16 protein-coding genes and 1 pseudogene are annotated in these 16,816 nt (G+C 72.4%); 7 read left to right on the top strand and 10 right to left on the bottom strand.

What is annotated here, in order from left to right; genetic code table 11:
• Positions 1-48: 48 nt before the first annotated feature.
• The gene (locus ABZU43_RS00700; protein WP_355004512.1) at positions 49-594 is read right to left on the bottom strand and encodes a DoxX family protein; all 546 of its coding nucleotides are present in this window, start codon (positions 592-594) and stop codon (positions 49-51) included.
• Between the two features lie 133 nt (positions 595-727).
• Here ABZU43_RS00700 and ABZU43_RS00695 point away from each other — a divergent pair, with 133 nt between their 5' ends.
• A complete protein-coding gene (locus tag ABZU43_RS00695; RefSeq protein ID WP_355004511.1) occupies positions 728-1,276 on the top strand; it encodes an N-acetyltransferase in 549 nt (182 codons plus the stop codon).
• Between the two features lie 7 nt (positions 1,277-1,283).
• Here ABZU43_RS00695 and ABZU43_RS00690 read toward each other — a convergent pair whose 3' ends face one another.
• The 3 genes and pseudogenes from ABZU43_RS00690 to ABZU43_RS00680 form a co-directional block, all read right to left on the bottom strand.
• Complete coding sequence (locus ABZU43_RS00690) at positions 1,284-2,525, bottom strand: ATP-binding protein (RefSeq protein WP_355004510.1); 1,242 nt, start codon at positions 2,523-2,525, stop codon at positions 1,284-1,286.
• Between the two features lie 136 nt (positions 2,526-2,661).
• On the bottom strand, positions 2,662-3,066 hold the full coding sequence (locus ABZU43_RS00685) for a hypothetical protein (protein ID WP_355005158.1): 405 nt from the start codon (positions 3,064-3,066) through the stop codon (positions 2,662-2,664).
• A gap of 539 nt (positions 3,067-3,605) precedes the next feature.
• Positions 3,606-4,073, bottom strand: a pseudogene (locus ABZU43_RS00680) (hypothetical protein); the annotation flags it as partial.
• A 408-nt stretch (positions 4,074-4,481) separates the two neighbouring features.
• Between ABZU43_RS00680 and ABZU43_RS00675 the strand changes: the two are divergent.
• Entirely contained in the window at positions 4,482-5,510 is a 1,029-nt protein-coding gene (locus ABZU43_RS00675) for an EamA family transporter (RefSeq protein WP_355004509.1), read from the top strand.
• A gap of 10 nt (positions 5,511-5,520) precedes the next feature.
• Entirely contained in the window at positions 5,521-6,174 is a 654-nt protein-coding gene (locus tag ABZU43_RS00670; RefSeq protein WP_355004508.1) for a prepilin peptidase, read from the top strand.
• A 157-nt stretch (positions 6,175-6,331) separates the two neighbouring features.
• On the opposite strand, the gene ABZU43_RS00665 is transcribed toward ABZU43_RS00670, so the two are convergent.
• From ABZU43_RS00665 to ABZU43_RS00645, 5 genes are all read right to left on the bottom strand, one after another.
• Positions 6,332-9,511: a UvrD-helicase domain-containing protein gene (locus ABZU43_RS00665; protein ID WP_355004507.1), complete on the bottom strand. Its 3,180-nt coding sequence runs from the start codon at positions 9,509-9,511 to the stop codon at positions 6,332-6,334.
• A gap of 61 nt (positions 9,512-9,572) precedes the next feature.
• Positions 9,573-10,817, bottom strand: a complete 1,245-nt coding sequence (locus tag ABZU43_RS00660; RefSeq protein ID WP_355004506.1) for a metallophosphoesterase — start codon at positions 10,815-10,817, stop codon at positions 9,573-9,575.
• Between the two features lie 14 nt (positions 10,818-10,831).
• Positions 10,832-11,086, bottom strand: a complete 255-nt coding sequence (locus tag ABZU43_RS00655; protein WP_355004505.1) for a MoaD/ThiS family protein — start codon at positions 11,084-11,086, stop codon at positions 10,832-10,834.
• A gap of 2 nt (positions 11,087-11,088) precedes the next feature.
• Positions 11,089-12,102: a GTP 3',8-cyclase MoaA gene (gene moaA / locus ABZU43_RS00650; RefSeq protein ID WP_355004504.1), complete on the bottom strand. Its 1,014-nt coding sequence runs from the start codon at positions 12,100-12,102 to the stop codon at positions 11,089-11,091.
• Positions 12,099-13,013, bottom strand: a complete 915-nt coding sequence (locus ABZU43_RS00645; RefSeq protein ID WP_355004503.1) for a fructosamine kinase family protein — start codon at positions 13,011-13,013, stop codon at positions 12,099-12,101. The genes moaA and ABZU43_RS00645 overlap by 4 nt, the downstream gene beginning before the upstream one ends.
• Before the next feature lie 173 nt (positions 13,014-13,186).
• Here ABZU43_RS00645 and ABZU43_RS00640 point away from each other — a divergent pair, with 173 nt between their 5' ends.
• The 4 genes from ABZU43_RS00640 to ABZU43_RS00625 all read left to right on the top strand — a co-directional run bounded on the left by ABZU43_RS00640 (position 13,187) and on the right by ABZU43_RS00625 (position 15,774).
• On the top strand, positions 13,187-14,230 hold the full coding sequence (locus ABZU43_RS00640; protein WP_355004502.1) for a DUF4192 domain-containing protein: 1,044 nt from the start codon (positions 13,187-13,189) through the stop codon (positions 14,228-14,230).
• A 61-nt stretch (positions 14,231-14,291) separates the two neighbouring features.
• Positions 14,292-14,543, top strand: coding sequence for a hypothetical protein (locus tag ABZU43_RS00635; protein ID WP_355004501.1), 252 nt, complete (start codon positions 14,292-14,294; stop codon positions 14,541-14,543).
• Positions 14,540-14,938, top strand: a complete 399-nt coding sequence (locus ABZU43_RS00630; protein ID WP_355004500.1) for a hypothetical protein — start codon at positions 14,540-14,542, stop codon at positions 14,936-14,938. The genes ABZU43_RS00635 and ABZU43_RS00630 overlap by 4 nt, the downstream gene beginning before the upstream one ends.
• Positions 14,939-15,057: 119 nt before the next feature.
• Positions 15,058-15,774, top strand: coding sequence for a GAP family protein (locus ABZU43_RS00625; protein ID WP_355004499.1), 717 nt, complete (start codon positions 15,058-15,060; stop codon positions 15,772-15,774).
• A 13-nt stretch (positions 15,775-15,787) separates the two neighbouring features.
• Here the strand turns inward: ABZU43_RS00625 and fdhD are convergent, their stop codons facing one another.
• Positions 15,788-16,654, bottom strand: coding sequence for a formate dehydrogenase accessory sulfurtransferase FdhD (gene fdhD, locus ABZU43_RS00620; RefSeq protein WP_355004498.1), 867 nt, complete (start codon positions 16,652-16,654; stop codon positions 15,788-15,790).
• Positions 16,655-16,816: the final 162 nt, after the last annotated feature.

Below are 16,816 nucleotides of genomic sequence, written 5' to 3'. Positions count from 1 at the left end.
GCGGCCTTAGCGAGGGGTGGGGGTGAGACGGAGACGGATCGACGCAGGTCAGCCGGGGAGTCGACGTGCGGTGGACGCGGAGCGGACGGCGATCCGGGCCTCGCGGCGGGCGGTTCGGACGGCGCGTTGCATGGAACGTCGAGAATGACCGATGCGATGGCCCGTCCGCCACCGCAGACCCGGCCTGCCGCCGGTGTCCGCGGCGGCGAGGAGCAGACCGCCGAGGAGCCCGAGGTTCTTCAGGGCGTGAATCTGGTTGTTGTTCCTGGCGATCGGGTCGTCGTTGTTCCAGAAGGGATGCCCGGCGACGGTCACCGGCACCAGCGTGCCGGCCAGAACCAGCGCCGCGGGTCGGCTGAACCGGCCGGTGGCCAGCATCAGACCGGCACCGACCTGCACAGCCGCGTTGAGCCGGATCAACGTCTCGGTCTCGGTGGGGAAGCTCGGGTGTGCCTTCTTCAGCATCGGCGCGACCTTGTCGGTCACCGGTTTGGCGGCCACCGCGAGTCGGCCGGGGTCGCGTAGGTTGCGATACCCGCTGACCACGAAGATGCCGCTCAGCATGGCGCGGGCGAGGGAACGTACGGGCGTCATGGATCAGTCATACCCCCTCGCGACGTTTGCTACCCCGTCAACCGCAGGATCGGATTGGTGTTCGTACACGTGCGCCACGCCGAGTCAAGCGACCGTCACGGATGGACGGGCGCTGGCGGGTAACGTCGCGCGGGTGACCACGCTGCGGCTACGCCCCGAGGACCCGGCCGACGCCGGCCCGGTCCGCCGGGTACTGGCCGCCGCCTTCGCCCGCCCGGACGTGGCGACGCCGCCGGAGGTCAGCCTGGTCGAGGAGCTGCGCGACACCACCGCCTGGTTGCCGGAGTTGGCCATGGTCGCCGAGTACGGCGGTGAGGTGGTCGGTTACGCGCTGCTCACCCGGGTGCGGCTGCGGCCGGAGCGGGGTTCGGACGTGCCAGTCCTGGCCCTCGGCCCGGTGGCGGTCGCGCCGCACCGACAGCGTGTCGGGCACGGCACGGCGGTCGTGCAGGCTGCCCTGGATGCCTCCACCGAGTTGGGTGAGCGGCTCGTCGTCGTCCTCGGTGCCCCGGTCTTCTACCGTCGGTTCGGGTTCGGTCCGGCGAGTGAACTGGGCCTGACCAGCCCCTGGGCCGGCCTCGGCGAGCCCTGGCAGGCGCTGGTGCTGCCGCCGTCCACCAGCGAGGAGGGCCCCCCGCCTCGCGGTGAGGTGCTCTTCCCGGCTCCCTGGTCGAAGGTCTGACCGGGCCTCAGGCCGGCTGCGTCCGCAGGTACCGGCCGAAGTGCGGGACGGTGAAGGCGACAGTGCCCCGCTCACCGGAGTAGATCAGCCCCTTCTTGATCAGCGCGTCCCGGGCCGGAGACAGACTGGCCGGCTTGCGGCCGAGGGTACGGGCGATCTCCGCGGTGGGCACCGCGGCGTCCATGTCGTCGCGGACCACCTCGCCGGGCTCGCCCTCGACCGCGGACATCATGGCCATCGCCCGCATGTACTCGCGTTCGGCGGGAGTGGCCCGTTCGAACCGGGAACCGAAGAACCCGACCGCCAGCTCGGCCTCCGCCTCGGGAGCGGCCACCCGCACGTCGGCGGCGGTGATCGGCGAGCGTGGCGCGTGGTCCCAGGTGGCCTTGCCGTACGCCTGGACGAAGTAGGGATAGCCGCCGGACTTCTCGTAGAGCAGGTCGAGCGCCTTCTGCTCGTACTCGACCTCCTCGCGCTCGGCGGGCGCGCAGAGCGCCCGGTCGGCGGCGATCCGGTCGAGCCGGTCGATGCGTTGATAACGGAACAACCGTTCGGAGTACGACTTGGCGGCGCTGAGCACCGCCGGCAGGTGCGGAAGGCCGGCGCCGACGACGATCAGCGGCGCGCCGAGCTGGGACAGCTCGTGGCAGGCGGCGCAGAGCGCCGACACGTCCTCCGGGCCGAGATCCTGCATCTCGTCGATGAAGATGGCGATGCCGGTGCCGACGTCGCTGGCTACGGCGGCGGCGTCACTGAACAGTTCGACCAGGTCGATCTCGATGTCGCCGGAGTCGGCCCGACCGCTGGCGGCCGGCACGTCGATGCCGGGCTGCCACCGGTCGCGCAGCTTGGTGGCGGCACCGGCCCGGCCGGTCGGGTTGGACCGCTGGGCGAACGCCTTGAGGACGCCGAGGAACGCGTCGATGCGGTCCGGTGCGCGGTGGCGGGGGGCCAGCTCCCGGACGGCCATGTGCAGTGCGGCGGCGACCGGTCTGCGCAACGACTGGTCCGGTCGGGCCTCGATCTTGCCGCTGCCCCAGAGTCGGTTGATCGCCTGCGACCGGAGCGTGTTGAGCAGGACCGTCTTGCCGACGCCCCGCAGCCCGGTGAGCATGAGGCTGCGCTCGGGTCGGCCTCGGGCGATGCGCTCGAGCACGATGTCGAAGACGTCCAGCTCTCGCCCCCGCCCGGCAAGTTCGGGCGGACGCTGACCGGCGCCCGGCGCGTACGGGTTGCGGACCGGATCCACGCATCGCAGATTATCGGGCCGTCTAGCTGCGAGGCTAGACATGGATAGATGGGGCTACCGGCGTGTCGAGACCGTCGACCATAAACTAGGGCTGTCTAGCATCCACGCTAGACAGCCCTAGTTTTGGCAACAGGCTTTAGCGCTCCTTCAGACAGAGCACGTAGTCGAACAGGTCGACCGAGTTGTCGTGCACATAGTTCGCGGTCGCCTGCGGCGCGAGCATCTCGCACCGGTCGCCGTCGGTGGTCGCCGGAATCCGCAGCAGCACCTGATAGGTGTTCGGGCCGCAGGGCACCTTACGGAGCTCCGCGTCGCTCTCACTGCCGTCGTTCACCACGCAGTCACCCCTGGCGAACTCCGGGCCCGGAGTCGGGGCGGGCGACTTCGGAGCGTCGCTGGGCAGCGCGGGTGGAACGCCCGGGGCACTCGTCGACGGGGTACGCGCCGCGTCACTGCCAGCGTCGGCCACCTTCCAGACCACCCATCCGGCCAGGCCGAGGCACGGACAGAGCACGAGCAGCACCACCACGGTGATGATCAGAGCGACGTTGCGGCCGGTCTTCTTCGCGGGCGCGACGGGCGGCATCCCGTAGCCGCCGGGAGGCTGCTGACCCCAGGGCGCGGGTGGCTGCCCCGGTGCCGGCCCGGCAGGCTGACCGGGCATCGGGCCGGCCGGTGGGTACGGCCCGGTCGGTGGGTACGGCCCGGTCGGCGGTGTCGAGCCGGCGGGTGGGTACGGCCCGGCCTGCGGTGTCGGACCCGCTGGCGGGTACGGGCCGGGCGGTGGGTAACCCGGGCCCGAGGTGGGCGGCGGCGCCCACATCGGCGCGGTCGGCGGCTCCGGATCGGTGGGTGGCGGCGCCCACATGGGTGCCGTCGGTGGCTCCGCGCCAGCCGGCGGAGGACCCCACTGCTGCCGGGTCGGGTCATCCGCGGGCGGCGGCGTGCTCCGCAGGGGCACCGTCTCATCGACCGGTGGTGAGCTGTCAGGCCCGTTGGGCGGGCGCTGGTACGGATCGTCCGGCTGGTCGGAACCCGCAGGTCCGTAGGTCGTCATGTCATCCCCGGGGGTGGGTGGTCTCAGCGTTGCTTGAGGCAGAGGACGAAGTCGAGAGTGTCCAGCTCACTGTCGAAGAAATACCAGTTGGTGTAGCCCTCGACCTTGCCGCACTTGGCCTCGGCGTCCCGCTCGCCGCTGGTCGGGCCGTCGATCCGGCTCAGCACCTCGTACGACTTCGCGGTACAGCCGCTGATCAGCAGCTTCGGCTTGCCACCGGCGGTGCCGTCGTTGCGGACGCACTGGCCGACCTTCGCGAACCGGGGATCGGCCGACGACTCCGGCGCGGCCGCGCTCGGCGCGGGCTCTACCGCGTCCGCGCTGGGTTCACCGGCAACGGCCGAGTTGCTCGGCGCGGCTGCCGGCGGCGGGTCGCTCGGCCCACTGCGCAACCAGAACGCCCCGGCGGCGGCCACCACCAGCAGTACGACGGCCAGTACCGCGATCAGTGGCCCCCGGCCGCGCCGGCTCGGTGCCGGATCCTCGCCGTACGGGTCGTCGGGCCGGTACGGCTGCCCGCCGTACGTCGGGGTCGGCTGGTACGGGCCGCCGTAGGGCGGGCGGGGCTCGTGACCATAGGGCGTGGCCGTACCGCCGCCGTAGGGCGCGTCGGGTGCCGCACCGTAGGGTGGGGTGGGTGGGCCGCCGTACTCCCCGGGTCGTCCCTGCGGTGCGGGCGGGTACGACGGGACCGCCGGCGGGTAGGGCTCCGCCGCGGGCGGGTAGGGCTGCTGCGGCGGTCGACCGGGCGTCTCGTCGGGTCTTTGCCCACGCCACGGCCCCGGGTGGCCGCTCCCCGGTTGTCCGTAGTTCGTCATGCCGCCCTCCTGCACAAGTGGTGAGAGGCCGGCCACCAAAGCGCGACGCGGGCTCCGGGGTCACCGTAGCGTGGTCCACTGATGAGCTCACCTCCACCGAGCGCCACGGCCCTCGCCGGCCGTCGTGCCAACAGCACACCGACAGTGATCTGGACCGCGTTGATCGTGGTCTACGTGCTCTGGGGTTCGACCTATCTGGCCATCCGGATCACAGTGGAGACGATGCCTCCGCTGCTGTCGGCCGCGCTCCGCTTCGCCGTGGCCGGCCTGGTCCTGGCGGTGGTGCTGCGACTGCGTCGAGGCCCCGGCGCGCTGCGGGTGGACCGACGGCAACTCGGCTCGGCCGCCTTGGTCGGGGTGCTCCTGCTCACCGCCGGCAACGGCCTGGTGGTGCTCGCCGAATCAGGGCCGCCGGGAGTGGCGCTGCCGTCCGGGATCGCCGCGCTGCTGGTGGCCACGGTGCCGCTGCTGGTCGTGCTGTTGCGCTCGGCCACCGGGGACCGGCCGCCGATCTGGACGTTCGCCGGGGTCACAGTGGGCTTCGCCGGCCTCGTCCTGCTGGTGCTGCCGAGCGGTAGTTCGGCAGCGGTGCCCCTGGTCGGGGCGTTGACAGTGGTGGCGGCGGCCACCTCCTGGTCGGTCGGGTCGTTCCTGTCCGGACGGATCCGGATGCCCGCCGACCCGTTCGTGGCCACGGTGTACGAGATGATGGCCGGCGCGCTGGTGCTGGTGGCCCTCGCCGCCGGTCGGGGCGAACTGGCCGACTTCCACCCGGCGGCGGTGAGCACCCGGTCCTGGTTGGCGTTGGGCTACCTCATGGTGGCCGGCTCGCTGGTGGCCTTCACCGCGTACGTCTGGCTGCTGCACAACGCGCCGATCTCGCTGGTGTCGACGTACGCCTACGTGAACCCGGCGGTCGCGGTGGCGCTCGGCGCGCTGCTGGTGGCCGAGCCGATCACCCCGCAGGTGCTGCTCGGCGGTGCCGTCATCGTCGCCGGGGTCGCCGTGGTGGTGACCACCGAACGGCCGCGTCGGGCGGGCACGGGATCACGATCGGGGGACAAGCCGGCATCACGATCGGGGGACACGCCGGTGCGCGACCGCCAGTAACGTCCGGCCCATGTCGGCCGCCGCGCTGGTGTCGATCGCGCTGCTCGGCGCGATGGTCGGCCTCGTCGTACCCCTGGTGTCGCGGTGCTTCACCACCGCGGACGCGCGGCCACCGACGTTTCCACTGCCGCAGCCGGTCCGGCGGCCCTGGGTCGACCCGGTGGTGGCGGCCGGCGTCTTCGCCGGCCTTGCCGTCGCCATGGGTGACGACGCGGCGCTGCCGGCCTTCCTCGCGGTCGCGGCGGTCGGTCTGGTGCTGGCGCGGGTCGACCTGGCCTGCCTGCGGCTGCCCGACCCGCTGGTCCTCGTCGCCGGGCTGCTGGCCCTCGGAGGGCTGACCGCAGCGGCGCTGCTGTCCGGCACTCCCGGCCGGCTGCTCGGCGCGCTGGCAGGTGCGGTCGTCGCGGGCGCGGCCCACGTGCTGCTGGCCCTGCTGCCCGGCTCACGGCTGGGTTTCGGGGACGTGAAACTCGCCGCCGTCCTCGGCCTGCCGCTCGGCTGGTTGGGGTGGGACGCCCTGCTGACCGGGCTGCTCCTGCCGCACGTGCTGCACGGCGGTCTGGTGCTCGCCCTGCTCGTCACCCGAAAGGTGCACCGGACCACCCTGCTACCCCTCGGCCCGGCAATGCTGGCGGGCGCCTGGCTAGCCGCCCTCCTCCCCTGACACCCCCGCCCCGGCCCCGCCCCCGGCCGTGGCCGTGGTCCCGGCCCCAGGCTTCGTCGATCTTGCAGTTTCTGCGCCGACACAAGGTGCATCCCACGCACATCGCCAACCGAAAGCGCAAGATCGGCGGAGGCTCGGCGGCGTGAGGGCGCGGGGCTTAGATCAGGCGGAGTTGGCGGTCCTTGGGGCGGCGGGGTTCGGCTTCGCCGAAGCGTTCGAAGAGGCCGGGGTCGATGGTGCCGAGGAACGGCGATGGTGAACAGTCCCGCTCGGTGCCGTGCCGGGTGCGGCGGGCGGCGTGACTGACGTACAGCCGATCCTGGGCCCGGGTCAGGCCGACGAAGAAGAGCCGGCGCTCCTCGGCGACGGCGTCCTCGTCGGGGGTCGAGCCCGGCCAGCGCAACGGCAACAACCCGTCCTCGACACCGACCAGGAAGACAACTGGGAACTCCAGGCCCTTCGCGGCGTGCAGGGTGAGCAGCGTGACCGCCTCGGCGCGCGGGTCGAGGGCGTCCACCTCGGCGCCGGTGGCCAACTGCGACAGGAAGACCTCCAGGTCGTCGCCGCAGCGTCGGGCCAGCGGGGTCAGCAGGTCCACGGCCGAGCGGACGTCCTCGGGTCGGACCGCACTGCTGGCGCCGTCCAGGGTGGGCACGGCGAACCGCTCGGCGACCACCTGACCGGCCAGCCGCACCCGGGCGGCAAGTGAGCCGGCCAGGCCGTCGGCGTGTCGTAGTTCGCGGGCGATGGCCGCCACCCCGGGCCGATCCCGCAGCCGGTCGTGGGAACGCTTCTGCACGGGGATGTTGGCCCGGGTCAGGGCGTCCACGATCGGGGCGGCCTGCGCGTCGGTGCGGTACAGCACGGCGATGTCGGAGAACGACAGTGAGGTGGACCGGCCGTCGATGCGGCCCGAGTCCAGCGAGCGGTGCGACAACCCGCCGACCAGATCGTCGACGGTACGCACGACGAAGTCGGCCTCCTCGTTCACCGACGCCGCCGGGTACCGCCCGACCAGCGGAGCTTCCGGGTCGAGCCGGGCCGGGTCGAGCCGTCGGCCCCGGACCAGCGAGGACGGTGCGATGGCCTGCACGGCGGCGGCCAGGATCGGGGCCGACGAGCGGTAGTTGCGGTTGAGTCGGACCAGTCGGGCGTCGGTGAAGTCCTCGGAGAAGCGCAGGAAGTAGCCGACGTCGGCACCCCGGAACGAGTAGATGGCCTGGTCCGGGTCGCCGATCGCGCAGAGGTTGCCGTCGGCGGGGCTGAGCAGCCGCAGCAGCTCGTACTGCACCTCGTCGACGTCCTGGTACTCGTCGACGAAGATCCACCGCCAGCGGTCCCGGTACCGTTCGACAAGCTTCCGGTCGGCCCGCAGCAGCTCCACCGGCAGGGTCACCAGCTCGTCCAGGTCGACCAGGTCCTGCTTGCGCAGCAGCGACACGTAAGCGGCGCTGTCGTCGCCGGCCTCGGTGCGTGCCGCCGCCCGCTCGGCGTCGTCGGCGATCCGGAAGTCGGCGGGGAGACCCGCCGCGCCGACGTTCTCCCGCAGGATGGTCAGCCCCAACGCGTGGAAGGTACCCACCGTGACGTCCTCGGCGACCGGGCCGAGCAGACCGTCGAGGCGGTGCCGCAGCTCCTCGGCTGCCCGGCGGGTGAAGGTGATCGCGAGGCAGTGCTCGGGGAAGACGTTCAGCTCCGCGCAGAGGTACGCGATCCGGTGGGTGAGCGTCCTGGTCTTGCCGGTGCCCGGACCGGCCACGATGAGCAGCGGACCGCCGGGTGCGGAGGCGGCCACCCGCTGCATGGCGTCCAGTCGGTCCAGCAGGCCGGTGCCGACCTCCTCCATGCCGGAGAGCATCGGCTCGAACGGCTCGTGCGGAGACGGCGGTGACGCGATCGGCGGCGCGGGCGCCGGGACCGGCTTCCGCTTCGGCTCCGCCTTGGCCGCCGTCGGGCGCTTGGCCGGGACCCGTGGAGCCGGCTCCGAGGGTCGTCGCTGCGCCGGCACCGGTACGTCGAACAGCGTCTCCTGCGCTCCCAGCTCGGCCGGGTCGAAGAGCGTGATCACGCCGTACTCGCCGTCGTAGCCGGGCACCCGGCGGACGTCGCCGCGCCGCAGCCGCCCGATGCCCTCCGCGAGGAGCTCACCACCGGCCTGCGCGATCTCGGTCAGCGGCGTCGTGGTCAGGATCTCCAGCTCGGGGCCGAGCGTGGCCAGCAGCTCGTTGAGCCGCCCCTCGACCTTCTTCGACCGGGCACCCACCTTGTTGATCTCGCCGAGGATCTCGGCCAGCGGCACCAGGTGGGTGACGTCCCGGGCGTGCGCCGGCCGGTGCCCGTCCGGCCGGTCCGCCAACTCCTCGATCCGACTGAGGACACCCACGGTGAGGGGTTTGCCGCACTCGGGGCAGCACCCGTCGGCGGCCCGGGTGCGCTCCGGAGTCCAGTTGACCCCGCACAGCCGGTGCCCGTCCGCGTGGTACTTGCCCTCCTCCGGGAAGAACTCGATGGTGCCGGCCAGGCCGTCACCGGTACGCAGCGCCTCCCGAACGGCGAAGTAGTCCCGTTCGGCGGTCAGCACCGTCGCCTCCCGGCCGAGCGCCGGCGGCGAGTGCGCGTCCGAGTTGGACACCAGTTGGTAGCCGTCCAGGCTGCCGACCCGCCAGTTCATGGCGGGGTCGGAGGAGAGCCCGGTCTCCACGGCGAAGATGTGCCCGGCCAGGTCGGCGTAGCAGTCCGCGATCGCGTCGAAGCCGGACTTCGAGCCCAGCGCGGAGAACCAGGGAGTCCAGATGTGTGCCGGCACCAGGTAGCCGTCCGGGCTGGCCTCCAGGGTGATCTCCAGCAGGTCGCGGGAGTCCAGTCCGAGGATCGGCCGGCCGTCGGAGCCGAGGTTGCCGATCCGGCCCAGCGCGGTGTTGAACCGGGCCACCGCGTCCAGATCCGGCAGGTAGATCAGGTGGTGCACCTTGCGGGTCCGGTCGTCCCGCTTGTAGATGGTGGAGATCTCCACGCTCAGCATGAAACGGACCGGGTCCGCCTCCGCGTTCGGCGCGAGTCGGGGTGGCAGCCGCCGGGCGAGGTCCCGTTCCGCCTCCGGGTCGAGCCGGTAGAGCCCCGGTTCGGCCGGGCGCAGCGTCTCCCGCAGGTGGTCGTACCAGGCGGGGTGGGTGAAGTCGCCGGTGCCGAGCAGGCCGATGCCCTTACGCCGGGCCCACCACGCGAGGTTCGGCACTGTGAGGTCACGGCTGCACGCGCGCGAGTATTTCGAGTGGATGTGCAGGTCCGCGACGAATGGCGGTAGGCCACCGGGGGGTACGGCGCTGAACGGGGGCACGCCGCATCCTGTCACGCCCGCCGCGCCGGCCACCCGCCGCCACGCGCGGACGTGACCTCCGCTATGCCGAGCGCAGCTCGACCAGACTGATCTGCGGCTCCGCCCCGACCCGGACCGGTGGCCCCCAGAAACCGGCGCCGTTGGTCACGTAGACCTTCGTGCCGTCGACTTCGCCGAGGCCGCTGACCACCGGCTGTTCGAGCCTGACGGCCAGGTTGAACGGCACCATCTGCCCACCGTGGGTGTGCCCGGACAGTTGCAGGTCGACGCCGTACCGGGCGGCCTCCTTCGCCGCCAGCGGCTGGTGCGCGAGCAGGACCACGGGACGGCTCGGGTCGCGGTCGCCGAGGGCGGCGGCGAAGTCCGGGCCGGCGGCGAGGCCGGTGCCGGCCCCGGTGAGGTCGTTCACGCCGGCCAGGTCGAGCACACCACCCCGAGCCTGGATCTCCTGCCGCTGGTTCTGGAGGACTCGTAGGCCGAGCCGGTCGACCTCCTGGACCCACTCCTCCACCCCGGAGTAGTACTCGTGGTTGCCGGTGACGAAGAAGTTGCCGTACCGGGAGCGCAGGTCACGCAGGGGCTCGGCGGCCGCGCCGAGTTCGGCGACGGACCCGTCGACCAGGTCGCCGACAACCGCTACCAGGTCCGCGTCGAGCCGGTTGATCGCGGCGACGATCCGCTCGGTGTGCGCCCGGCCGCGCAGCGGACCGAGGTGGATGTCGGAGACGGTGGCGATGCGCAGGCCGTCCATGCTGCGGGGGAGTTTGGCGAGCGGGATGCGTACCCGGTCGAGCTGGGGTGGACCGAGTGCCGTGCGAACGCCGTACCCCACGATGCCGGTGGCGGTGAGACCGGCGAAGATGGCGGCCCCACGGGCGAGCACCAACCGACGGGACGGGTCGTGGTCCGGTGCGGCGACGGCGTCGGCGGCCGGCGGGTCGGTCGGCCCGGCGGCCCCGACGAGCACCGGCTCGGGCGCGGCGGTGGTGGGCTCTGCGGCGACCACCCGACGGCGCAGCACCAGTCGGGCGACGAGCATCGGGACTTCCAGCACGACCAGGACGATCAGCAGGTAGAACATCAGCGCGAGCCACAGGTAGCCGGGCCAGGCGAGCCAGTAGAGCCCGGCCTGCGTGCCGGCCATCGTGACCGGCACGAGCAGTGCCAGCACCACTGCGGCGATCCCGCCGACCCGTCGCCAGCGGCCCGGCGCGGTGGCGTCCCGAACGAGCCGCTTCCACAGGTAGAGGTGGATGAGGCCGGTGACCAGCGCCAGGACAGCCACGAACCCCAGAACCGCCATCATGTGTGAAGCCTCCCTCAGCCGCCCGCGAACGGGGGCAGGACATCGATCGTGGCCCCGGCCGGTAGGGGGGTCTGACGATCATGACAGCTGACGCCGTTCACGAGGAAACTCGCCACCCGCAGCACGCCGGCGAGCCGGTCGCCGTGGCGCTGGGTCAGCTCTGCCGTGAGGTCGTCCAAGGACCGCCCGGCGGGGATGGCCTCCTCGGCGCGGCCGGCGGCGGCGCGGGCGCCCGCGAAGTAGCGGACGGTCAGCGTCGTCGACTCCACGCTCAGCCTCCGATCGCTGACATCGGGCGGGTGGGCTGGAGGAAGGTGGGATCGTCGATGCCGTGCCCGGCACGCTTGCCCCACATCGCGGTACGCCAGCGCCGGGCCAACTCGTCGTCGTCGGCACCGGTGCGCAGCGCGGCGCGCAGATCCGACTCTTCGGTGGCGAAGAGGCAGGCGCGGACCTGGCCGTCGGCTGTCAACCGGGTGCGGTCGCAGTCCCCGCAGAAAGGGCGGGTGACGCTGGCGATCACGCCGACCCGGGCGGGGCCTCCGTCAACCAGCCAGGTCTCCGCCGGTGCCGCGCCGCGCTCGGTCGGGTCGGGGCTCAGATCGAAGACGGTACGCAGTGACGCCAGGATCTCCTCGGCGGTGACCATGGTGTCGCGGGCCCAACCGTGCTGGGCGTCCAACGGCATCTGCTCGATGATCCGCAGCTGGTAGTCGTGCTCGAGGGCGAAGCGGAGCAGCGCCGGCGCCTCGTCCTCGTTGACACCACGCATCAGCACTGAATTGATCTTCACGGGGCTGAGCCCGACGGTCGCCGCACCGGCGAGCCCGGCCAGCACCGCGTCGAGGCGGGGGCGCCGGGTGAGCTTGGTGAACCGGTCCGGGTCCAGGGTGTCCAGTGAGACGTTCACCCGGTCCAGGCCGGCCGCCCGCAACGCCGGGGCCAGTCGGTCCAGGCCGATGCCGTTGGTGGTCAGCGAGACCCGGGGGCGGGGTTCGAGGGCGGCGACAGCCGTCACGATGTCGACCAGCCCGGCTCGGATCAGCGGTTCACCGCCGGTGAACCGCACCTCGGTCACGCCGAGCAGTTCGACAGCCACCCGGACCAGCCGGACGATCTCCTCGTCGGTCAGCAACTCGGGGCCGGCCAGCCAGGGGAGCCCTTCCGCCGGCATGCAGTAGGTGCAGCGCAGGTTGCACTTGTCGGTGAGGGACACGCGCAGGTCCCGGGCGACACGGTCGTACCGGTCGACGAGGACGCCGTCGATCCCCGGGGCGACGCTCACCTGTCGACCGTAGCGCGCTCGGCCCGGCTCAGGACGCCACGGGCGGTCTGGACGACCACATCTCGGAAGCTGACGCCGAAGAGTGCTGTGTGCACGAGCAGCAGATGCAGCTGATGCACTGGCACGCGGTCACGCCAACCGTCCGGCAGTGGCCAACTCTCCTGGTAGGCGGCCAGCACCCGATCCAGGTGGGGAATGCCGCCGAAGAGGGCGAGCTGGGCGAGATCCGTCTCCCGGTGCCCACCGTGCGCCGCCGGGTCGACGAGCCAGGCCCGGTCGTCGATCCCCCACAGCACGTTGCCCGGCCACAGGTCGCCGTGGATGCGCGCGGGCGGCTCGTCGCCGCCGAGCCCGTCGAGGCGACCGATCACCTGCTCGACCAGAGCGGCATCGGCGCTGGTCAGCGCGCCAGCATCGACCGAGCGTCGCAGGTAGGGGGCGAGGCGTCGCTCGGCGAACCAGGTCGACCAGCGCCCGCCGGTGAGGGTGTTGTCCTGGGGGAGCGAGCCGATGAAGCCGGGCCAGGCGGCACCGAAGGCGGTTGCGCCCGCCCGGTGCAGGCCGGCCAGCTCCCGGCCGAAGCGCTCCGCTGCCTCCGGCGTCGGTTCGCCGGGCTCCACCCAGTCGAGCGCCAGCAGCTCCGGCAACACCACGATCACCTCGGGTACGCCGACAGTGCCCGCCTCCCGCAGCCAGCGCAGGCCGGCGGCCTCGGCGGCGAAGAAGCCCTCCGGCGCCGGTCGGTCGGCGCCCTCCGGCCAGGACTTGGCGAAGACGGAGTGGCCGTCGTCGAGGGTGAGCCGGGCGGCTGCGCAGATGTTTCCACCGGCGACCGGCGTCTCCCGGAGCCGCTGATGGGTCCGGAAGGTCGGGAGGTGTGCCGGATGCGCGCGCAGGTACGCCAGGTCCATCAGCGCACGGTAACCGCTCCTTACGACAGCCAGGTGTCGCCCGACGACATCGGCGCTCTTTCCGCACCCGTAGGTGGCACGTGAGCAGGGAAAACACGTTCAGTAACTGTGGATAAGCCGCGTGTCGTCCACAGGGGTGGCAGGGCTCGGCACGCCCGCCGCAGGCTTCCGACATGACCTCGACCGAACGCCCTCAGCTCGCCGTCCGCTCACCCGCCGACCTGATCGCCGCTGTGCCGTACCTGCTCGGCTTCCACCCCACCGACAGCGTCGTCGCCGTGGCGCTGGTCGGCCGACAGATCGTCTTCGCCGCCCGCGCGGACCTGCCCGACCCGACCGAGCTGGGCGGATTGGCCGGGCACCTGGCTGGTGTGCTCCGCCGGCAGGGCGCGGAGGCCGCCACGGTCGTGGGTTACGGGCAACCCGAGCAGGTCACCCCGGCAGTGGACGCGCTGCGCGACGCGTTGAACGACTTCGGGCTGCACGTGCTCGACGCGCTGCGGGTGACCGACGGCCGCTGGTGGTCCTATCTCTGCACCGAGCCCGAGTGCTGCCCGCCCGAGGGCCGCCGCTACGACCCGACCGCCAACCCGGTGACCGCCTCGGCGGTCTTCGCCGGTCAGGTCGCGCTCCCCGACCGGGCCGCCCTGGTGGCGCAGGTGGCACCGGTGGACGGGCCGGCCCGGGAGGCGGCCCGCGCGGCCACCGCCCGCGCCGAGCTGAGATTGGCCGAGCTGGTCGAGCAGGCACCCGAGAGTGATCTGCTCGGGGCGCGGGCGCTGCGCGCCGCCGGGGTGGCTGCGGTCCGCGAGGCCCAGCGTCGGCAGCGGCGTGGTGAACGGCTCGACGACGACGAGGTGGCTTGGCTGAGCCTGTTGATGACCCACCTGCCGGTCCGCGATCACGCGTGGGAACGCACCGACGGCCGGGACCGGGACATCGCCCTCTGGACCGACGTGCTGCGCCGCGCCGAGCCGGAGGTGGCCGCCGCGCCGGGTGCGCTGCTGGCGTTCGCCGCCTGGCGTGCTGGGCAGGGTGCGTTGGCGGCGGTCGCGCTCGAACGCACGCTGAGCCTGCACCCCGACTACTCGCTCGCGCTGCTGCTGGACGACCTGCTCCGACGGGGCGTTCCCCCGGCCGAGCTGGACGGCTGGCCGTCGGTCGGGATGCCCGGCGTCATCCGCACCCGCAAGCGGAGCCGTCGTGGTCGCCGCTGAAGGACGCGACCCCCCGCGCGGTAATACCGCAGGTGCTACCAGAATTGATAGGCTGGCGGACGTGACAGTGAAGCGCTCCGTGAGCCTTCCCGACGACGTCGCGGACTGGCTCGACCAGCAGCCCAACGTCTCGGCCGCTATCACCGCGGCGGTGCGGGCCCAGATGAACGGGACGCACCTCGACGAGGTGCTGCGGCGAGCCGGCATCGAGGTGACCGAGGCTGGCCGGGCGCGATGGCGCAAGCGGCTGGCGACACCCATCCCGGCGGACGCCCTGGCTGAGGGACGCCGGATGTTGGGCCGCCCCGGATGAGCGATCAGATCGCTGCCGTGTTCGACGCGTCGGCGCTGACTGCCTACATCGAGGGCAACGTCTCGGTGGGGGAGTTGATGCTGGAGGTCGCCGACGAGGGTCGGCAGGTCGCCGTCCCAGCGACGTGCCTCGCTGTCGCCTTCGCGAGCGTGGCCGACGAGATCGATGCCGCGCTACTGGCCCTGATGATGACTGCCCCGATGATCCGTCTGCTGCCGCTCGACGTCGAGGACGTGCAGGACACCGGCAGGCTGGCCCGCGCCGTGGACGGCGACATCTCGTTCGGCCATGCCGCCCGCGCGGCACTCACCCACGAGGCGCACTACGCGACAGTGCGACCCAAGGTGGCGGCGAAGGTGCTCCCGACCAACTGGAGCATTCTCGACCTGGCGTGACGGGTCTTCCGGCGACGCCTCCGTCGAAGGATGTACGCGTTGCTCCTGTTCACGGCCGACGCGGCAGGCTCGCCGCCGCCGGAGAATGATCTCGTGGCCGTTCTCCGCGTTGGTACGACATGACCCCCGAGTTGCTGCTGTCGCTGGCCGGGCTGGCGTTGATCGACAGCACCAGCATCGGCACCCTCTTCATCCCGGTCTGGTTGCTGCTCGCCCCCGGGCCGGTCAACGTCCGGCGGATCCTGGGCTACCTCGCCACCATCGCGGTGTTCTACCTCGCGGTTGGGCTGCTTCTGGTCTGGGGAGGCAGCAGCCTGGGCGACGCGCTGGGCGGCGCCCTGGACAACCGGGGCGTCCTCTGGGCGCAACTCGTGCTGGGCGTGGGAATGCTGGCGCTCAGCTTCCGCTACGACGGCAAGCGGCGTCCCCGTACCGGTGGCGTCCTGCGCTGGCGGGACCGGGCCACCGCCGGAGATTCCTCGGCCCGCTGGTTGGTCGGGCTCGCGCTGCTCGCGGCGCTGGCCGAGGTGGCGACCATGCTTCCGTACCTCGGTGCGGTGGGTCTGTTGGCCACCTCGGAGGTGGGAGCGGCGAGCGTGGTGGTGCTGCTCGCCGGATACTGCCTGGTCATGGTGCTGCCGGCGGTGCTGCTGCTGGGTGCCAGAGTGGCCAGCCCGCGACTGGTCGAGCCGGTGCTGGCCCGCCTGAACACCTGGATCGTCACGAAGGCGGGCAGCGCCTTGGGCTGGATCCTCGGCATCGCCGGTTTCCTGATCGCCCGTGACGCCGCCGCCCGGCTGGGCCTGTTCGACCTGATCGACCGGATCGGTCGCTGACGGGCCGCTCGGGTCAGGCTGCCTGCTCCACGGTGATCCGGTGCGGCCCGGCGTAGACGTTCATGGTCCGCCCGCGCAGGAAGCCGACAAGTGTCATCCCCGCCTCGTCGGCCAGTTCCGCGGCGAGGGTGCTCGGGGCGGACACCGCTGCCAGCAGCGGCAACCCCGCCATCCACGCCTTCTGGGTCAGCTCGAAGCTGGCCCGCCCGGAGACCAGCAGCAGGTGCCCGGCGAGCGGCAGCCGGCGTTCCCGCACGGCCCAGCCGATCACCTTGTCCACGGCGTTGTGCCGGCCCACGTCCTCCCGGAGCACCACCAGCTCACCGTCGGGGGTGAACAACCCCGCCGCGTGCAGCCCGCCGGTCCGATCGAAGCCACGCTGGGCGGCGCGCAACCGGTCGGGCAGCTCGGCGAGCAACGTGGCCGGGACGCTGAGCGGGTCCGCCGCGACCGGGAAGAGCGACCGGGTGCGTACCGCGTCGATGCTGGCCTTGCCGCAGACACCGCAGGAGCTGGTCGTGTAGAAGTTCCGGGACGGGTCGGTGGCCGGTTCCGGTACGCCGGGCGCGAGCACCACGTCCACCACGTTGTACGTGTTCGGCGTCTCCGCGCCGGCACAGAGTTGCGCGGTCAACACGTCGTCGGTCGACCGGATCAGCCCCTCCGTCAGCAGGAACCCGATGGCCAGGTCCAGATCGTCGCCGGGAGTACGCATGGTGACGGCGAGCGGCCGGCGTCGGCCGGGGCCTGCCGCGCCGACCCGGATCTCCAGCGGCTCCTCCACGGCGAGCGTGTCCGGTCGGCGGATCGCCCCGCGTCCGGCGCTCGCCGCGTCCAGGTCGATCCGGAGTACGCCCCGTCGATCAGTTGCCCGTCCCATCCCGCCATCCTCCACCCCCAGCCCCACCCCATACCCCCACCCCACCCCAACGCCCGCCCCCGGGCGCGTGCCCCCCGACGCCCCGGACGCCCCCGACGCGTTGATCATGGAGTTGCCCGTGCGTGTCGTCGGCGTGTCGAGCGATAAACTCCATGATCACCG

Source organism: Micromonospora sp. NPDC005205 (assembly GCF_040608275.1).
Lineage (GTDB): Bacteria > Actinomycetota > Actinomycetes > Mycobacteriales > Micromonosporaceae > Micromonospora.
The sequence above is the reverse complement of the archived record's forward strand: the minus strand, read 5'-3'. Positions and strand labels throughout refer to the sequence as shown.